This window comes from Mesorhizobium sp. BE184 (genome assembly GCF_031457045.1).
Classification (GTDB): Bacteria; Pseudomonadota; Alphaproteobacteria; order Rhizobiales; family Rhizobiaceae; genus Mesorhizobium.
The window spans coordinates 663,112-680,341 of the sequence record NZ_JAVDVU010000002.1 but is presented as its reverse complement, the minus strand read 5'-3'; the positions used below and the strand labels follow the sequence as shown (position 1 = coordinate 680,341).

17 protein-coding genes are annotated in these 17,230 nt (G+C 62.5%); 6 read left to right on the top strand and 11 right to left on the bottom strand.

What is annotated here, in order from left to right; genetic code table 11:
* Nucleotides 1-7: 7 nt before the first annotated feature.
* Together J2X35_RS11390 and J2X35_RS11385 are read right to left on the bottom strand one after the other, a co-directional pair.
* The gene (locus tag J2X35_RS11390) at nt 8-1,540 is read right to left on the bottom strand and encodes an acyl-CoA carboxylase subunit beta (protein ID WP_310185414.1); all 1,533 of its coding nucleotides are present in this window, start codon (nt 1,538-1,540) and stop codon (nt 8-10) included.
* Nucleotides 1,540-2,127: a biotin transporter BioY gene (locus J2X35_RS11385; protein WP_310185412.1), complete on the bottom strand. Its 588-nt coding sequence runs from the start codon at nt 2,125-2,127 to the stop codon at nt 1,540-1,542. The genes J2X35_RS11390 and J2X35_RS11385 overlap by 1 nt, the downstream gene beginning before the upstream one ends.
* A 124-nt stretch (nt 2,128-2,251) precedes the next feature.
* Here J2X35_RS11385 and J2X35_RS11380 point away from each other — a divergent pair, with 124 nt between their 5' ends.
* The 3 genes from J2X35_RS11380 to J2X35_RS11370 all read left to right on the top strand — a co-directional run bounded on the left by J2X35_RS11380 (nt 2,252) and on the right by J2X35_RS11370 (nt 6,077).
* Entirely contained in the window at nt 2,252-3,667 is a 1,416-nt protein-coding gene (locus tag J2X35_RS11380; protein WP_310185410.1) for a short-chain fatty acyl-CoA regulator family protein, read from the top strand.
* A gap of 117 nt (nt 3,668-3,784) precedes the next feature.
* Nucleotides 3,785-5,008, top strand: a complete 1,224-nt coding sequence (locus J2X35_RS11375) for an ATP-grasp domain-containing protein (protein ID WP_310185408.1) — start codon at nt 3,785-3,787, stop codon at nt 5,006-5,008.
* 19 nt (nt 5,009-5,027) lie between these two features.
* A complete protein-coding gene (locus J2X35_RS11370) occupies nt 5,028-6,077 on the top strand; it encodes a polysaccharide deacetylase family protein (RefSeq protein WP_310185405.1) in 1,050 nt (349 codons plus the stop codon).
* A gap of 2 nt (nt 6,078-6,079) precedes the next feature.
* Here J2X35_RS11370 and J2X35_RS11365 read toward each other — a convergent pair whose 3' ends face one another.
* The 9 genes from J2X35_RS11365 to J2X35_RS11325 form a co-directional block, all read right to left on the bottom strand.
* Nucleotides 6,080-6,916: a class I SAM-dependent methyltransferase gene (locus J2X35_RS11365; RefSeq protein WP_310185403.1), complete on the bottom strand. Its 837-nt coding sequence runs from the start codon at nt 6,914-6,916 to the stop codon at nt 6,080-6,082.
* A 106-nt stretch (nt 6,917-7,022) separates the two neighbouring features.
* On the bottom strand, nt 7,023-7,310 hold the full coding sequence (locus J2X35_RS11360) for a DUF1330 domain-containing protein (RefSeq protein WP_056113757.1): 288 nt from the start codon (nt 7,308-7,310) through the stop codon (nt 7,023-7,025).
* A 131-nt stretch (nt 7,311-7,441) separates the two neighbouring features.
* The gene (locus J2X35_RS11355; RefSeq protein WP_310185401.1) at nt 7,442-8,035 is read right to left on the bottom strand and encodes a histidine phosphatase family protein; all 594 of its coding nucleotides are present in this window, start codon (nt 8,033-8,035) and stop codon (nt 7,442-7,444) included.
* Nucleotides 8,032-8,622, bottom strand: coding sequence for an NAD(P)H-dependent oxidoreductase (locus tag J2X35_RS11350; RefSeq protein WP_310185397.1), 591 nt, complete (start codon nt 8,620-8,622; stop codon nt 8,032-8,034). Before J2X35_RS11350 ends, J2X35_RS11355 begins: the two co-directional genes overlap by 4 nt.
* Nucleotides 8,623-8,702: 80 nt before the next feature.
* The gene (pmtA, locus tag J2X35_RS11345; RefSeq protein WP_310185395.1) at nt 8,703-9,308 is read right to left on the bottom strand and encodes a phospholipid N-methyltransferase PmtA; all 606 of its coding nucleotides are present in this window, start codon (nt 9,306-9,308) and stop codon (nt 8,703-8,705) included.
* Between the two features lie 105 nt (nt 9,309-9,413).
* Nucleotides 9,414-10,538 carry a molecular chaperone DnaJ gene (gene dnaJ / locus J2X35_RS11340; RefSeq protein WP_056113766.1) on the bottom strand — a complete coding sequence of 375 codons (1,125 nt, stop codon included), beginning with the start codon at nt 10,536-10,538 and terminating at the stop codon, nt 9,414-9,416.
* A gap of 155 nt (nt 10,539-10,693) precedes the next feature.
* On the bottom strand, nt 10,694-11,200 hold the full coding sequence (locus J2X35_RS11335) for a hypothetical protein (RefSeq protein ID WP_310185390.1): 507 nt from the start codon (nt 11,198-11,200) through the stop codon (nt 10,694-10,696).
* Nucleotides 11,197-13,113 (bottom strand): molecular chaperone DnaK, encoded by a 1,917-nt coding sequence (dnaK, locus tag J2X35_RS11330; protein WP_056113770.1) that lies wholly within the window; start codon nt 13,111-13,113, stop codon nt 11,197-11,199. Before dnaK ends, J2X35_RS11335 begins: the two co-directional genes overlap by 4 nt.
* Nucleotides 13,114-13,348: 235 nt before the next feature.
* On the bottom strand, nt 13,349-14,602 hold the full coding sequence (locus tag J2X35_RS11325; protein WP_310185387.1) for an FAD-dependent oxidoreductase: 1,254 nt from the start codon (nt 14,600-14,602) through the stop codon (nt 13,349-13,351).
* A gap of 461 nt (nt 14,603-15,063) precedes the next feature.
* On the opposite strand from J2X35_RS11325, the gene J2X35_RS11320 reads away from it, so the two are divergent.
* From J2X35_RS11320 to bfr, 3 genes are all read left to right on the top strand, one after another.
* Nucleotides 15,064-16,365 carry an imelysin family protein gene (locus tag J2X35_RS11320; RefSeq protein ID WP_310185385.1) on the top strand — a complete coding sequence of 434 codons (1,302 nt, stop codon included), beginning with the start codon at nt 15,064-15,066 and terminating at the stop codon, nt 16,363-16,365.
* A gap of 65 nt (nt 16,366-16,430) precedes the next feature.
* Nucleotides 16,431-16,742 (top strand): (2Fe-2S)-binding protein, encoded by a 312-nt coding sequence (locus J2X35_RS11315; RefSeq protein WP_056113777.1) that lies wholly within the window; start codon nt 16,431-16,433, stop codon nt 16,740-16,742.
* On the top strand, nt 16,708-17,205 hold the full coding sequence (gene bfr, locus J2X35_RS11310; RefSeq protein WP_056113781.1) for a bacterioferritin: 498 nt from the start codon (nt 16,708-16,710) through the stop codon (nt 17,203-17,205). The genes J2X35_RS11315 and bfr overlap by 35 nt, the downstream gene beginning before the upstream one ends.
* Nucleotides 17,206-17,230: the final 25 nt, after the last annotated feature.

The window sequence follows — 17,230 nt, the reverse complement described above, 5'->3', positions numbered from 1 at the left end:
TCAGGCCTCACAACGGCATCGTGTCGTGTTTCTTCCACGGCGCATCGAGCGTCTTGCCGCGCAGCGCTGCGAAGGCGCGGGCGATCCGTTTGCGCGAGGAATGCGGCATGATCACCTCGTCGATGAAGCCGCGCTCCGCCGCTTTGAACGGATTGGCGAAATTGACCTCGTATTCCTTTGCCCGCGCCGCGATCCGGTCCTTGTCGCCGAGTTCCGAGCGATAGAGGATTTCCGTCGCGCCCTTCGCACCCATGACCGCGATCTCGGCGGTCGGCCAGGCATAGTTCACGTCCGCGCCGATATGCTTGGAGGCCATTACGTCATAGGCGCCGCCATAGGCCTTGCGGGTGATCAGCGTCACCATCGGCACGGTCGCCTGGCTGTAGGCGAACAGCAGCTTGGCGCCGTGCTTGATGACGCCGCCATATTCCTGCGCCGTACCCGGCAGGAAACCGGGAACGTCGACCAGCGTCAGGATCGGGATTGAGAACGCATCGCAGAAGCGCACGAAGCGCGCTGCCTTGCGCGAGGAATCGATGTCGAGGCAACCCGCGAGCACCATGGGCTGGTTGGCGACGACACCGACGGTCTGGCCCTCGATGCGCATGAAACCGGTCAGGATATTCCGGGCATAGGCCTCCTGGATTTCGAAGAAGTCGCCTTCATCGGCGACCGCAAGGATCAGTTCCCTCATGTCGTAGGGCTTGTTGGCGCTGTCCGGGATCAGCGTATCCAGCCGCATCTCCAGCCGGGAAGGGTCGTCGTGGAAGGGGCGGACGGGAGGCTTGTCGCGATTGTACAGCGGCAGGAAGTCGAACAGGCGGCGCATGGCTTCCAGCGCCTCGACATCATTGTCGAAGGCGCCGTCCGCAACGGACGATTTCTGCGTATGGGTGCGCGCGCCCCCAAGTTCCTCCGCCGTGACGATCTCGTTGGTGACGGTCTTCACCACATCCGGCCCAGTGACGAACATGTAGGAGGAGTCACGCACCATGAAGATGAAATCGGTCATCGCCGGTGAATAGACCGCGCCACCGGCGCATGGCCCCATGATGACGGAGATTTGCGGGATGACTCCGCTCGCGTCCACATTGCGCTTGAACACATCCGCGTAGCCAGCAAGCGACGCGACGCCTTCCTGGATACGGGCGCCACCGCTGTCGTTGAGGCCGATGACCGGCGCGCCATTGCGCACGGCCATGTCCATGATCTTGCAGATTTTCTGCGCATGGGTTTCAGACAGCGAGCCGCCGAGCACGGTGAAATCCTGCGAGAAGACATAGACGAGGCGGCCGTTGATCGTGCCCCAGCCGGTCACCACGCCGTCGCCGGCAACCTTCTGGCTCGCCATGCCGAAATCGGTGGCGCGATGGGTGACATACATGTCGAACTCCTCGAACGATCCCTCGTCGAGAAGCACGTCAAGGCGCTCGCGCGCCGTCAGCTTACCCTTGGCGTGCTGGGCGTCGATGCGCTTTTGCCCGCCGCCCAGCCGCGCTTCGGCGCGCCGGCTGTCCAGTTGTTCGAGAACGGTGCGCATCAGCGGCCTGCCTTGCCCTCGAGTGCCGCCCATGCCGCGGGGAACGCGATCGCCGCCAGCATCGCCTTGATGATGTCGCCGAAGATGAAGGGATAGAGGCCGAACTGCAGAACCGGCTTGTCGAAGCCGATGACCGTGCCCAGCCACAGCAATCCGGGCACGTAGATGACGGCGCCGCAGACCGATGCGGCGGCCATGGCGCGCAACGGGTTGCGGTCCCAGCCCTTTTTCGCCAGCCAGCCGCCGATCATAACGGCGGGTATGTAGCCGAGAAGGTAACCGCCCGTCGGGCCCATCATGTAGGCGAGGCCGATGCCTTTGGCCGGCGTTCCGGCAAAGACGGGAAAGCCGGCGGCGCCTTCAGCCAGATAGAGCAGCACCGCTGCCAGAGCGCGCCAGGGTCCCAGCGCAAGGCCGAGGCCAATGACCACGAATGTCTGCATGGTCAGCGGCACTGGATAGAAGGGCACGGAAATTTTCGCTGAAAGCGCGAGCAGGAGCGAAGCCGCGACAACTGTGGCCGCGTCGATCGCGACGCGCTGGGCGCCAGCCCGGTCGGTGGTGGCGATAGCGTTGAAAAGGGTCATGTCTTCCCATCCTTGTGATGCCGGTCATCAGGCGCACTAGCGGGAAGAGCGGATGGAGAAAACGATTGAAAAGGTGCAAAAGCGTAGTATACAAAAATTAGAACTGCAAATTGCGAATTTGCGAATGGCACTACCCAAGCTTTTCATCGGCCGGCGCATCCGGGAACTACGGGACGCGCAAAAGGCGACCCAGGCGGTTTTTGCCGAGCGTTTGGGCATTTCGACGAGCTATCTCAACCAGATCGAGAACAACCAGCGTCCCGTGTCGGCTGCTGTCCTGCTGGCGCTGGCGGAAAAGTTCCAGGTCGATATCGCGGCCATCTCGCAGGGCGACAACGACCGTATGCTCTCGGCGCTGTCGGAGGCCCTGTCGGATCCGTTGTTCGAAAACAGCGCCATCGGCCTGCAGGAACTGAAGCTGGTGACGCAGAACGCCCCCGCCATCGCCCGTGCCCTGATCGACTGCCACCAGGCCTACCGCCGCAGCGGCGAACAATTGGCAAGCCTGGACGATACCCTCGGCCGCGCCGCCACCATTGCCGAGCCGACTTCCTACGAGGAGGTCCGTGACTTCTTTCATTTCGTCGATAACTACGTGCACGATCTGGACGTGGCGGCCGAACGGATGGCGGCGGATGTTGGTCTGACCGGCGCCGACACGGCTGCTGCGCTGGGCGCCTATCTGGAGACGCGGCACGGCATCCGCGTCGCACCGGCGGGCGATCCCGAAGGCGACTTCATCCGCCGTTACGATTCCGGGTCACGCGTACTTCATCTCAACCCTTTCCTTCCGGCTGCGACGCGCAGCTTCCAGATCGCCTTCCAGATCGCCGAGATGGAGACGGCCAGACAGGTTGCGACGATTGTCGACAAGGCGGACTTCCGCAGCGCTGAGGCGGCGGAGATCTGCAAGATCGGGCTCTACAACTACTTCGCCGGGGCGCTTCTTCTGCCCTACCAGGCATTCTTGGATGCGGCTCGCTTGCTCCGTCACGACCTCGATCTGCTGGCCCTGCGCTTCGGCGCCAGCCTCGAGCAGGTGGCGCATCGGCTGAGCACCTTGCAACGCCCCGGCGTCAAGGGTGTGCCTGTGTTCTTCGCCCGCATAGACAGGGCCGGCAACATCACCAAACGCCACAGCGCGGCAAAGCTGCAGTTCGCCCGCTTCGGCGGCGCCTGCCCCTTGTGGAACGTCCATCAGGCGTTCGAGACGCCCGGCCGCATCATTCGGCAGTTGGCTGAAACGCCGGATGGCGCGCGCTATCTCAGCGTCGCGACCGAGGTCATCAAGACCAGCGGCGGCTTCAAGGCGCCGGTGCGGCGCTATGCCATTGCACTGGGCTGCGAAGTGACCTACGCGGATGCCTTCGTCTATGCCGACGGGCTGGACATGACCAACCGCGCCACGTTCGATCCGATTGGTATATCGTGCCGTATCTGCGAGCGCGCGACCTGCCAGCAAAGGGCTATACCGCCGCTGAAGCGCAAGCTGGCAGTTGACCACGACAGGCGTTCGGTTCTGCCCTATTCCATACTCTAGATCATTGCTGCAAAAGCAGTTTGTTAACCCGCTGTGGCTTAAGCTGCTGCGGATCAATTCAATCGGCCTGCCATGGCGCACCTTACTTTCGATGAGCGCCGATTGCCGGAGCCGAAGATGCCAGCTGACATCAAGCCCAGATCGGACATCGGCGAGGCCCCGGCCCGAACCGCTTCTCCGCCGGCCGTTGTCATCCTCGGCGGCGCCCATGGAACGCTGGCGCTGGCGCGCAGCCTCGGCTCCCGCGGCGTGCCGGTCGTCCTTGTCAGCAACGACACGCCCTTGCCCGGCTGGTCGCGCTATGTCGGCAGCAAGGCCGAATGGGCCGGCCCCGACAGTCCGGACGCCATACCTTTCCTTCTCGGTCTCGCCGCCGATCGTCGGCTTTCCGGCGCTCTGCTCATTCCCGGCGGCGACGCCGAAGTGCGGGTCGCGTCGCAATCGGGGGAGGCGCTTTCCTCAGCCTACCGGGTGATGCTGCCGCAATGGGAGCAGTTGCAATGGGTATGCGAGAAGCCGCTGCTTTATCGGCGCGCCACCGAACTTGGTATCGGCATCCCCGCCACCTATGAATTTGCCTCGGTTGAGGAGGCAGAGCGGGCCGATATCCGGTTTCCCGTGGTGCTGAAGCCGAACATGGGCGGCGGCGACAACCGCTTTTCCCGCGCCAAGGTGGTGCGCGCCGACGACCGCCAAGCCTTTCTCGCCGCCTACCGCGATGCGGTGGAGCAGATCGGCATCGGCAATGTCGTCGTGCAGCAGTTGATCCCCGGTGGCGGCGAAAGCCAGTTCTCTTATGCAGCGCTCTGGTATGAGGGCCGCCCGGTGGCGGAGTTCACCGCGCGCCGCAGCCGCCAGTATCCGGTCGATTTCGGCTACACCAGCACTTTCGTCGAAGTGGTCGAGGAGCCGGAACTGGTCGAGGCGGCGCGCCTTCTCCTCGGTTCGATCCAGCATCACGGCCTGGTCGAAATCGAGTTCAAGCGCGATCCGCGCGACGGGTCGCTCAAGCTCCTCGACGTCAATCCGCGTCCGTGGTCCTGGTTCGGCCTCGCCTCGGCGGCGGGAATGGATCTCGGCTCGATGCTTTGGGAAAAAGCCAATGACAGGCAGCCGGCAACGGCGGTCGCGAGGCTCGGCACTGCCTGGATGTATATGGTGCGCGACATGGTGGCGGCTGTGAGGCTCAATGCCCGCGGCACGCTGAAAGTCGGCGACTATCTGCGGTCGTTTGGCTCTGTCCGCGCTTGGGCGACGTTCGCGGGCCGCGATCCTTTGCCCGGCCTGATGGACATTCCGCTCACCGCGTGGCGCGTGCTGACGCGCCGCATCCTGCGCTGATCCGGTCTGAAGGCCCGTCATGCCGTTGAAGAATACAGCCAAGCGCCTGCTCAAGCACGCCGTCATCCGCACCGGCCTCGAAGCGGTCGCGCTCTCGCGCGCTGGCGCGCTGTGGCCGGCGGCGGCGGGGCGGGGGCTGATCTTCACCCTGCATCATGTCAGGCCGGCGCGCGAAGGCCGTTACGACCCGAACGCTCTGCTCTCGGTGACACCCGAATTCCTCGACCAGGCGATAAGAGTCTGTGCCGAAAGCGGCCTGACGCCGGTCGCCCTCGAGGATTTGCCGAAGCTTCTGGCCGATCCGAACGATACCAGGCGTTTCGTCTGCTTCGCGCTGGATGACGGCTATCGCAACAATGCCGAACACGCGGCGCCGGTCTTTCGCAGTCATGGCGTGCCTTACACCATCTTCATTACGCGCGGCTTCGTCGAGCGGACGTCTTCCATGTGGTGGGAAACCGCCAAAGCGTTGACCCGCAAGAAATCGGCGTTCGAGTTCGACTTCGGTAACGGACGCGAGACGATGTCCACTCGCAGTCACGGCCAGAAGCTGGCTGCCTTCGACCGCATCAGCCGGTTCGTGCAGACGGCGGATGAGGATGTGGCGGTGGCGCGCCTCGATGCCGTGGCGCGTTCCTGCCTGATCGATCCGCTGGCTATCGTCGACCAGCTGACCATGGATGAACGCGCCTTGCGCGATCTCTCCGGCGACCCGCTCGTCCGCTTCGGCGCGCATACGCTGACCCACGTCAATCTGCGGCGCGTTGGTGAAAAACGGCTTGCCGAGGAAATGGCTGGTTCGGCGACAGCGGTCGAAGCCTATGTCGGACGCGCGCCGCAAAGCTTCGCCTATCCTTACGGCTTTGCCGCCGCGGCAGGCGAGCGGGAGTTCGAGGCGGCCGCTCAGGCTGGCTTCGCCGTCGCTGTGACGACGCAGCCTGGCGTTCTGACTGCTGAAACCCTCGCCCAGCGCCCGACGGCGCTGCCTCGGGTTTCGCTGAACGGCCTCTATCAGAGACCGCGTTACGTGCGCGCGCTGATCTCAGGCATACCGTTCCGGTTCATGTAGCCTCAGCCCGCGCGGGCGAGCTTTTTCTCATCGAGGCGGAAGACCGCATAGTCGATGACCCGCACCGCATCGAGGAAGCTTGGCATTGGCGGTACGGGAAGTTCTTCGAACACGCCTGTCGCGCGGATTGCCGGACGCGCCCAGTCGATGGCGCTGTGGCTGGAGCTTCCATAGACGACGAAGCATCTGCGCGGCTTGGCCTTCAGCGAGGCGACGAGGTTGGCGATGACCACGTCGAAAACGTCCTTGGAGAACGGGTTGTAGAAATAGACGAGCAGCGGCGTGTCGGGGAACTCATAGGCGGCGGCATCCGCCTGCACCACCGACAGCGTATCGCAGACCTTGCGGGGATTTTTGTAGCTGCGCAGGTTTCGCTGGGCGATCTCCACCAGTTCACGCGCGAATTCGACGCCGACGATTTTGCTGAACGGATAGTGCGAGGCCAGCAGCAGCGTGCGCGACTTGCCGGAGCCGATATCGATGAAGGTGGTGCCGCCGAGATCGGACGGCAGGCTCTTCATGATGAAGTCGAAGGATTTGGGCGAGGTGCAGACGCACTCATTGCCCTTGTCGCGATTGGGGCCGACGACATCGAGCATGGCGAGCTGGATGGAGCCGGCCGTATCGACATTGTGGTCGCGGTCCCATTTGCGCGCCAGCCGGTCGGCGATCAGGTGACGAACGTTGCGCGAAATGAAGCGCGCGCTTTCCGCCAGGCCATGCTTGCGCACCAGGCGGAACGGCTCCAGCACGCCACGCTGGCGCAACAGGCGGGCGGCCCTGCCGATCCGGCCCGTCGAATGGTCGTAAAGTCCGGCCCTGTCCTCACGGCTCGTCATCGTCGGCTCCCTGCAACGCCGACGCCCTCATAGCCGAATTTCGTAAACAAACCGGGCGGCCAATGCCGCGGATTTTCCCGATTGCGAACTGCGGGCCTGAATCCGGTCAGGCGCCCTCAACCAGCACGATCTCGCCTTCGGCAATCTTCTGGCGGATAGCCGCCGCCTTCTGGTACTCGGGCGAATGGTAGCAGTCGCGTGCGACCGCGAGGGATTCGAACTCAATGATGACATTGCGGCTGCGACCGGCCCCCTCCGCCGCTTCGGCAGCGCCGCCGCGCGCAAGGAACTTGGCCCCGAACCGCTGAAATGCCGGCGTCGCGGCATCGATATAATCCTTGTAGCGCTCCGGCGTATGCACATCGATGCGAGCGATCCAGTATCCTTTGGGCATGCCATTCTCCTTGTCTGCGGCCGAGCAATCAGCCTGTGCTATTGACCGGTGCCGGCGGCGTCAACAGGCCAGCGGCCGCACGCAATAGGGGCTGTGTCCTCGATGTCGAGTTCCTGCAAACATCGCAGACACTAGGATGTCGAAAAGCCGGGATACTCTTCCATCGCCCTCCAGCCGCACAGCAGGGCGCGATCCCGCAGCCGGAAGGCAAAGAGATTTCCGCCCCCGGCCGGCTGGTCCTCGCTCCGCGCGATCGACTGCCCTGCCAAGTGACATTTCAGCAGCGTTCCCACGGCGCCATGGCCGACGAAAAGAATGGGGATGTCGCCGGGATGGGTCTGAAGCACCCGCTCCACGGCGCCGCGAATCCGCGCCGAGGCATCGGCAGCGCGCTCCCAGCCGTTCCAGCTCATCTCAGGATGAAGAAAGAAGGCATCCGCGGCTTTCTCGAAAGCCGAGGGTTCGAGGAAGCCTGTCGAGGATCGGTCGTTCTCGCCCATGTCGTGTTCGATCGACAGTGCACATCCCGCCGTCTCGGCGATCGGTCGGGCCGTTTCGATTGCCTTGCGCTCGTCGCTCGAAACCACGCGGCCGATCCTGGATATCCATTGTCTTGCCAGCAGCGCATCGACGCGCGCGGCACCGACCGCCGAAAGACCCCACTGCGGTACCGGAACGGACGCGTCGATCTCGACCTGCGGATGCGTCAGGTAGACCCCGATCACGGCTCGATCCTCACCGAAAGATGCCGGGCCGCCGACATCAGGTCGTGACACAGCGCCTGCATCGCCTTGTCCAGCCTTTCGTGGACGAAATCGCCGTCCGCATCGAAGGCGCTGCCCCCATCCGGCACGGAGCACTCCGCCATCACCACCTCCATCCGGCAGCGCACCAGGATGGCGCGCAGATGGTTGATGGCGCGAATGCCTGCCATGTCGCCGCTGGAGGATGAGCACAGGCCTGCCGGCTTGCCCTGCAGGGCGCTCCATTTGCCGTCATGGCGTACCCGGCTCAGCCAGGCGAGCGCGTTGAGGAGCAGCGGCGAGGTCGAGCCGTTGTATTCGGGCGTCGCGATCAGCACCCCGTCATGCGCGGCGATTTGCTGCGACAGAAGCAGGGCATTTTCGGGAATGCCCTTTTCCTTCTCGAGATCCTGATCGAAGATAGGCAACGGATAATCGCCGAGCGAGATGCGGGTCACGTCCGCACCCTGCAGCGCCAGCGTCCTGTACGCCACATCGGCGGTCTTGCCGCTGTAGGCGCCCGTCCGGATCGAACCGGCGAAGATCAGGATTTTTGGGATGAGGGCCATGAGCATTCCTTTTGCGGAGACGCTACAGGCAAAACCCTGCGCACTTCAACGCCCGGATGCAGTTCCCAGGCTGGTCGTCGTCAGGCGGGCTCGCCACGGCGGTAGACCCAAAGCTGGGTCGGCGGGATGTTGCGGATGATGAAGTCGAAATGCTTCACCGTATAGTCGCCCTTGCCAGCCGGAATCGGCGACATCGGACCGTAGGTGAGTTGGACGACCGGCCGGCCGGCTGGAATCCGGTCGAGCAGGCTTTCCAGATAGCGGATGCGCTGCTCGACAGGGAAATTCAGCAGCGGCACGCCTGAAATGACGGAATCGAAGGTGCGATCCTTGTGGTCGCCCAGCGCGGCGGAGAGATTGAACGCATCGCCTTCGATGACGTTGACCCCAGGATAGCTGCGGCGCAGGTGGCGGACGAAATCGTCCGAATATTCGACGGCGTAGAGATCATACGGCTTGATTCCGCGCGCCAGGATCGCCCGTGTGATGACGCCGGTTCCCGGCCCGACCTCGAGCACCGGCAATCCCGAATTGGGATTGATGACCGAGGCCATCTTGCGGGCGGTGACGGAACTGGTCGGCACGATCGAACCGACCGCCTTCGGCCTGTCGATCCAGCCTTTGAAGAACTTCAGCTCGTCGTCGAATTTCTCGGCGAACGCCTTCCTCAATCCGGGCCGTGCCATGCAAGCTCTCCTCATGCGCTCCCCAGGGGTACTTATCAGCTACGCACAAGGGAGCAAGACAGGCGCACCCAGAAAATGTCGTTACCAAGACAATTTTTGTCGTTGTCAACGTTCGCCGAACGACTCGAAGAAGTCCTTCATCCGCGAGAAGAAGCCACTGGATTGCGGTGAATTTTCCTTTGACGACAGTTGTTCGAACTCCTCCAGAAGTTCGCGCTGGCGTCGCGTCAGGCTCTGAGGGGTTTCCACTGCCGTCTGGATGTAGAGGTCACCGATCTGCGGTTGCCGCAATATAGGCATGCCCTTGCCCTTGAGACGGAACTGCCGGCCGTTCTGCGTGCCTTCCGGCACTTTCACGCGGGTCTGGGTGCCATCCAGCGTTGCCACCTCGAAGGAGCCGCCTAGGGCCGCGGTCGTCATCGAGATCGGCACCTTGCAATAAAGATCGGCGCCGTCGCGCTGGAAGAATTCGTGCGGTTTGACCGCCAGGAATATGTAGAGATCGCCGGAGGGTCCGCCGCGAAGGCCGGCTTCGCCCTCATTGGCGAGGCGGATGCGGGTGCCGTCCTCGATGCCGGCGGGAATATTGACCGAAAGCGACCGCTCCTCGGTCACGCGGCCCTGGCCAGCGCATTTCGGGCAGGGGTCCTTGATCGTCTGGCCACGGCCCTGGCACTGCGGACAGGTGCGCTCGACCGAGAAGAAGCCCTGGCTGGCGCGCACCTTGCCATGGCCTTGGCACATCGAGCAGGTGACGGGCTGGGTGCCCGGCTTCGCGCCGGAACCGGAGCACTCCGTGCACGAAATCGATGCCGGCACGCGGATCTGCGCTGTCTTGCCCGCAAAGGCCTCCTCCAGCGTGATTTCCATATTGTAGCGAAGGTCGGCGCCGCGTTCGCGACCGCCGGACGAACGACGGCGGCCGCCCATCATCTCGCCGAATATGTCTTCGAAGATGTCGGCGAAGCCGCCTTGGGCGAAGCCCTGGCCGCCATTCATGCCGCCATGTTCAAACGCCGCGTGGCCGAAACGGTCGTATGCAGCGCGCTTCTGCGGGTCTTTCAGCGTCTCGTAGGCTTCGTTGATTTCCTTGAACTTGTGCTCGCAGGCGTCGTCGCCCGGATTGCGATCAGGATGGAACTGCATGGCAAGCTTGCGGAACGCGCTTTTCAGTTCCTTTTCGTCGGCGCCCTTCTGAACGCCCAGCGTTTCGTAGAAATCCGCTTTCATGTCGTTCCGAAGTCCGGATGTTCAATGTCTTGGCGCATTGTATGGTGTCATCCTGCGAATAGTGGAGGTTCGCCATCGATTTAGTGAGTCGGCATCGCCAATGCTATAGGCGAACCGATGCGAGCAGATTTTATTCAGGATTGTCTAGGCCGTACCTACTCATCTGATGGACCTTTCAGAGAACGGGCGAATGGTGGCCGTTCGGTTTGAGGCAGTTCCAACAATCGTTCGCAACTTCTCATGGCGCCCGTGTAGTTTTCGATCTCTCGATCTATGCCATCCAAGACAATCTGTCCGAATTCGCTTCCCTGTTTCTTGTAGAAAAATCCACGCTCTGCGTAGATCGCGATATGATCCAAAAATGCCGAGGCCTTCTCGCAATCAGACAATTTTGTCCGGTCGCGTTCTCGGCGTGCAAAAGCCCGGTCCACGACTAAGCCAAGTTTGTCGGCCTGTCGCCTCAAGCTTGTAAGGTTTCGAGCTTTTAGAGCTTCGTTTATTCTAATTTCCACCGCTTTAAGGCTGCGATAGATACTTGCTTCATATGCAGCGTCGGCAGCAGCAGGCGTGGCCAAGAACAGTAAAACAAGGCCAGCCAATACGTTTGCGGCCGGCGTTTTCGCCGGCCGCAAGACAGCAGATTCTAGAAGATGTTTCTTCAAGCGCTCTTCTTCTTGTCGTCGTTCTCGTCGAGTTCCTCGAAATCGGCGTCGACGACATCCGAGTCCTTTGCGGCATCCGCCCGGGCGTCGGCCTCGGCGGCTTCCTTCTGTGAGTCTTCGTACATGGCCTGGCCGAGCTTCATCGAAGCTTCCGCCAGCACCTGGCTCTTGGCTTCGATTTCAGTTGCGTCGTCACCTTCGGCGGCGGTCTTGAGCGCCGCGATTGCATCGGAGATCGCGGTGCGGTCAGCCTCGGAGACCTTATCACCATAATCTTTCAGCGATTTCTCGGCGGAATGCGCGAGGGCCTCGGCCTGGTTACGGGCCTCGACCAGACCGCGCCGCTGCTTGTCGCTCTCGGCATTGGCCTCGGCGTCCTTGACCATCTTCTCGATGTCGGCATCGGAAAGACCGCCCGAAGCCTGGATACGGATCTGGTGCTCCTTGCCGGTGCCCTTGTCCTTGGCCGACACGTTGACGATGCCGTTGGCATCGATATCGAAGGTGACCTCGATCTGCGGCACGCCGCGCGGCGCCGGGGGGATGCCGACCAGGTCGAACTGGCCAAGCGCCTTGTTGTCGACCGCCATTTCGCGCTCGCCCTGGAAGACACGGATGGTCACCGCCGACTGCGAATCCTCGGCAGTCGAGAAAGTCTGGCTCTTCTTGGTCGGGATCGTCGTGTTGCGTTCGATAAGACGCGTGAACACGCCGCCCAGCGTCTCGATGCCGAGCGAAAGCGGGGTCACGTCGAGCAGCAGCACGTCCTTGACGTCGCCCTGCAGCACGCCGGCCTGGATCGCCGCGCCAAGCGCCACAACCTCATCCGGGTTGACGCCCTTGTGCGGCTCCTTGCCGAAGAACTGCTTCACGACTTCCTGGACCTTGGGCATGCGGGTCATGCCGCCGACCAGAACCACTTCGTCGATCTCGCCAGCCTTGAGCCCGGCATCCTTGAGCGCTGCCTTCAAAGGCCCGACGGTGCGCTGGATCAGGTCATCGACAAGCTGTTCGAATTTGGCGCGGGTGAGCTTCATCGTCAGGTGCTTCGGACCCGAAGCATCGGCGGTGATGAAGGGCAGGTTGATTTCGGTCTGCGCCGAGGACGACAGCTCGATCTTGGCCTTTTCCGCCGCCTCCTTGAGGCGCTGCAGGGCAAGCTTGTCGTTCTTCAGGTCGATGCCCTGTTCCTTCTTGAACTCGGACGCCAGGTACTCGACAAGCCGCATGTCGAAGTCCTCACCGCCGAGGAAGGTGTCGCCATTGGTCGATTTCACCTCGAAGACGCCGTCACCGATTTCCAGTACGGAAATATCGAAGGTGCCGCCACCAAGGTCGTAGACGGCAATCGTCTTGCCTTCCTTCTTGTCGAGGCCATAGGCAAGTGCCGCGGCCGTGGGCTCGTTGATGATGCGCAGCACTTCCAGGCCGGCGATCTTGCCGGCGTCCTTGGTGGCCTGGCGCTGGGCGTCGTTGAAATAGGCGGGCACGGTGATGACGGCCTTGTCGACCTTCTCGCCGAGATAGGCTTCCGCCGTTTCCTTCATCTTCTGCAGGATCATCGCCGAGATCTGGGAAGGCGACTGCTTCTTGCCGTTGGTCTCGACCCACGCGTCGCCATTGTCGCCATTGACGATCTTGTAGGGGACAAGCTTCTTGTCCTTCTCGGTCACCGGATCGTCGTAGCGGCGGCCGATCAGGCGCTTGACCGCGAAGATGGTGTTTTCGGGATTGGTGACCGCCTGACGCTTTGCCGGCTGGCCGACGAGACGTTCGCCGTCGCCGCTGAAAGCGACGATCGACGGCGTGGTGCGCGCGCCTTCCGCGTTCTCGATCACTTTGGCGTCTTTGCCGTCCATGACGGCGACGCAGGAATTGGTTGTTCCAAGGTCGATGCCGATTACTTTTGCCATTGGTTCAGTCTCTCCATCAAGCAGGCTTTCAAGGACCCTGTCAGGCGTTCCAGCGAAAGCCCCTGTTCACAAGAATTCCGCACGGCGCCGCAGCTTTGACGCGGTCCGCACGGTTGTGGGGCGTATATAAGAACAGGGCGCGCGGCGCGCAAGCATCCAACCCTAAGCATCTTGGGGGTTCTTGGCGGTCTTACCGGCCGTCACATGCCGCATTTCTGCCGACCAGGGTAAATACTTATCCAACGGCCGTAGCGGATTGCGCCTGCTCGAACGCCGCCAGCGCCGGCTTGAGCGCGTCGGTGCCTGCCGCAACCATTTCGCGTGACGGCGAGAAGCCGGCGCCGATCATCTTGCGGCCCAGCATGTGGTCGGCCGGCTTGTTGATGGATTCGATCGCCAACAGCCGGTCGCCGGCATAGTGGTAGATCGAGAATTTGTTTTCGGCGGGATCGCCGGAAATGACATGGCTGTCGCCGCCCGTCGGCAATCCCACCATTTGCAGCTTCATATCGCCGATATCCGACCAGAACCACGGAACGGCGCCATAGCCGCCCGAATGCCCGACGATGGTTTTCGCCGCCAGCTTGGCCTGGTCGGTGGCGTTCTGGACCGATTCCAGCCGCGCGTCGTCGCCGGTCAGCCAGTGCCGGTAGAGCGCGGCGTCTCCAACCGCGAAGACATCCGGGGCCGAGGTGCGCATCTGTCCGTCGACCCGGATGCCGTTGCCGGTTTCGATGCCGGCGGCCGCGGCCAGCTCGATGTTCGGCACGACGCCGATGCCGACAATGACCATGCGGGCCGGCAGTCGTTCACCTGACGAAGTGACCGCCGCCGTAACGTGCCCGTTCTCGCCTTCGAGGTGCGATATTGTCGTGCCGGTGATGACCCGCACGCCCATCGCCTCCAGCCGCTGCCGCACGTGGCTGCCGATGGCAGGCGCGACGACACGGCCCAGCAGGCGGTCGACGGCTTCGACTACGGTCACCTTGCGGCCCGCGGCGGAAAGCGTCGCGGCGATTTCCAGTCCGATAAAGCCGCCGCCAAGGATGACCACGTCTTCGCATCCGGCGCTGATCTCGCGGATCAGCCGCGCATCGCCGAGCGATCGCAAGGAAAGCACGCCGGCAAGATCGGCTCCGGGCAGCGGCAGGAGCCGCGGCCGCGATCCGGTCGCCAGGATCAGCTTGCCGAAGGGCAGTGCGCCGGCACCGGCGAGTTCCAGTTGCCGGCCGGCAAGGTCGATGCGTTCGACGCGCAGGCCTGGGCGGAAATCGATGGCATTACCGGTGTAGAACACCTCGCCACGCAAGGGTTGCGGCTTCGCTTCGGCATCCTTGATAAAGGTCTTCGACAATGGCGGCTTGTGGTAGGGAAGATCGAGCTCTTCGCCCAACAGGATCACCGGCCCTTCGAAGCCTTCCTCGCGAAGGCTGGCGGCGGCCTGTACGCCTGCATGTCCGGTTCCTACGATAACGACGCTGTTGTCCATGACGGTCAATTTCTTGAATCTGTTCTGGTCCGCAGCAGGTGGCGATTGTCCAGCTTCACCGCAAGGCCACTTCGGGTCGCATCGCCAGCGCTGGCTGTCAAGACATGGGTGGCTTCGTAACGACGCACCATCTCTCCGAAAACATGACTAATGCAGTTTAGAATAATTCTAAACTATTGTTTCGATTGGTTTTTCCTGGCGATTTGATTTGACTTTCCTGTTTTTCTCCACTTTATGAGGCGGAGCGCTACAGGCGCTTTCCCTTTGATGGCTGGGCCTTGAACCCTTTCGATTGGAGGCATGTCGGTGATTTTGCTGGTTGAACTGTCCTGCCGCGGGGCCGAGCGTCCCCGCATCGATTCCAGCGCCTTGCAAACAGCAGGCGCTCGCCGAATCCCTTCCAGCTTTTTGAACATGCGCCACGGGCGCCCTGTTTCAGCAATTTTCCAGGAGAGATGACGATGAACAAAACCCTGGGTGCCTTGCGGTACGGCAGGCTCGCCGCCATCGGCGCGACAGCCGCGCTCACCGCGGCCGCCTTCGTGCTGCCGGCCAAGGCCGAACCCGCCGCCAAGGCAGTCATCAAGACCTATGCCGACATCGCGCTCGCCAAATATGAGGATTCGCTGACCACCGCCAAGGCGCTCGACGCCGCGGTAGACGCGCTTATCGCCAAGCCCTCGGCCGAGACACTGACCGCGGCGCGCGAAGCCTGGAAGGCGTCGCGCGTTCCCTACCAACAGACCGAGGTCTATCGCTTCGGCAATGCCATCGTCGATGACTGGGAAGGCCGCGTGAACGCCTGGCCGCTGGATGAAGGCCTCATCGACTATGTCGACCAGGCCTATGGCACCGACTCCGATGAGAACGCGCTCTACACGGCCAACGTCATCGCCAACAAGGAAATCGAGATAGACGGCAAGAAGATCGACGCGTCGAAGCTGACGCCGGAATTCCTCTCCGGCACGCTGCAGGAAGCCGGCGATATCGAAGCCAATGTCGCCACCGGCTACCATGCCATCGAATTCCTGCTCTGGGGGCAGGATCTGCACGGTACCGGGCCGGGCGCCGGCGAGCGGCCCTATACCGACTACGATACGGCCAATTGCACCGGCGGCAATTGCGACCGCCGCGCCGACTATCTGAAGGCCGCCTCCGATCTTCTGGTGTCGGATATTGAGGAAATGGTCGGCAACTGGCAGGAAGGCGGCGCGGCGCGCAAGAACCTCGTCGATGGCGAGCCGAACGCCGGCATCTCCACGATCCTGACCGGCATGGGCTCGCTGTCCTACGGCGAACTGGCCGGCGAGCGCATGAAGCTCGGCCTGCTGCTGCATGATCCGGAGGAGGAGCATGACTGCTTCTCCGACAACACCCATATCTCGCATCTGGAAGATGCGGTCGGCATCCGCTCCGCCTATATCGGCAGCTACAAGCGCGTCGACGGCTCCGTGGTCGAAGGCCCGTCAGTGTCCGACCTGGTCAAGGCGGCCGATCCCGCGCTCGACAGGGAACTCACCGGCAAGCTCGACGCGACGGTCGCCAGGATGGAGGCGATCCAGGCCCGCGCCTTCGGCGGCGAGGCCTACGACCAGCAGATCGGCGAAGGCAACACGGAAGGCAACGCCACCGTGCAGGCCGCGATCGATGCGCTTGTCGACCAGACCAAGTCGATCGAACGCGTCGTTTCGACGCTCAAGCTCGACACCATCGCCTTCGAAGGATCGGACAGCCTGGACTCCCCCGACAAGGTCTTCCAGTAAGCCGACAATAATCCAGCCGGACGGCGCGATGAGCGCGCCGTCAGCCAGATGAGTTCATACGAGAAATGCTAGTCTGCCATTGCAACATCATCACCGAGAAGGAGATCGAGCAGACGATCATCGGTCTGCTCGACCAGGATCCCTGGCAGCTTATCGTGCCCGCGAAGGTCTATCATGCGATGCACAAGCGCGGACGCTGTTGCGGCTGCTTCCCAAATGTGGTGGAAACGATCATTCGCGTCACCGAAAATTACCACGCCCGTTCGGAGGCGAACGGCGTGGATATCGTTTCACACCTGGACCGCGTGAGAGGCTTGCGCGTCCAATACGGGAGCAGAACCCATGAAGGGCGAACCACAGGTCATCGAGCGGCTTAACGAGGCTCTGTTTCTGGAGCTCGGCGCCGTCAACCAGTACTGGGTGCATTTCCGGCTGCTGGAAGACTGGGGCTACACCAAGCTGGCCCGCAAGGAACGCGCGGAATCGATCGAAGAGATGCATCATGCCGACAAGCTGGTGGCCCGCATCATCTTCCTGGAAGGGCATCCGAACCTCCAGTCGGTGGCGCCGCTGCGCATCGGCCAGAACGTCAAGGAAGTGTTGGAATCCGACCTTGCCGGCGAATACGACGCCCGCACCGCCTACAAGCGGTCGCGCGAAATCTGCAACGAGCTGGGCGACTATGTCAGCATGAAACTGTTCGAGGAGCTTCTTGCCGACGAGGAAGGCCACATAGACTTCCTCGAGACGCAGCTCGACCTGCTCGCTTCGCTGGGCGAGGAGAAGTACGGCCAGCTCAACGCGGAATCCGCCGACAAGGCTGAAGTCGGCGAGGCTTAAAGGACATGGAATGCGGCGCATCCTA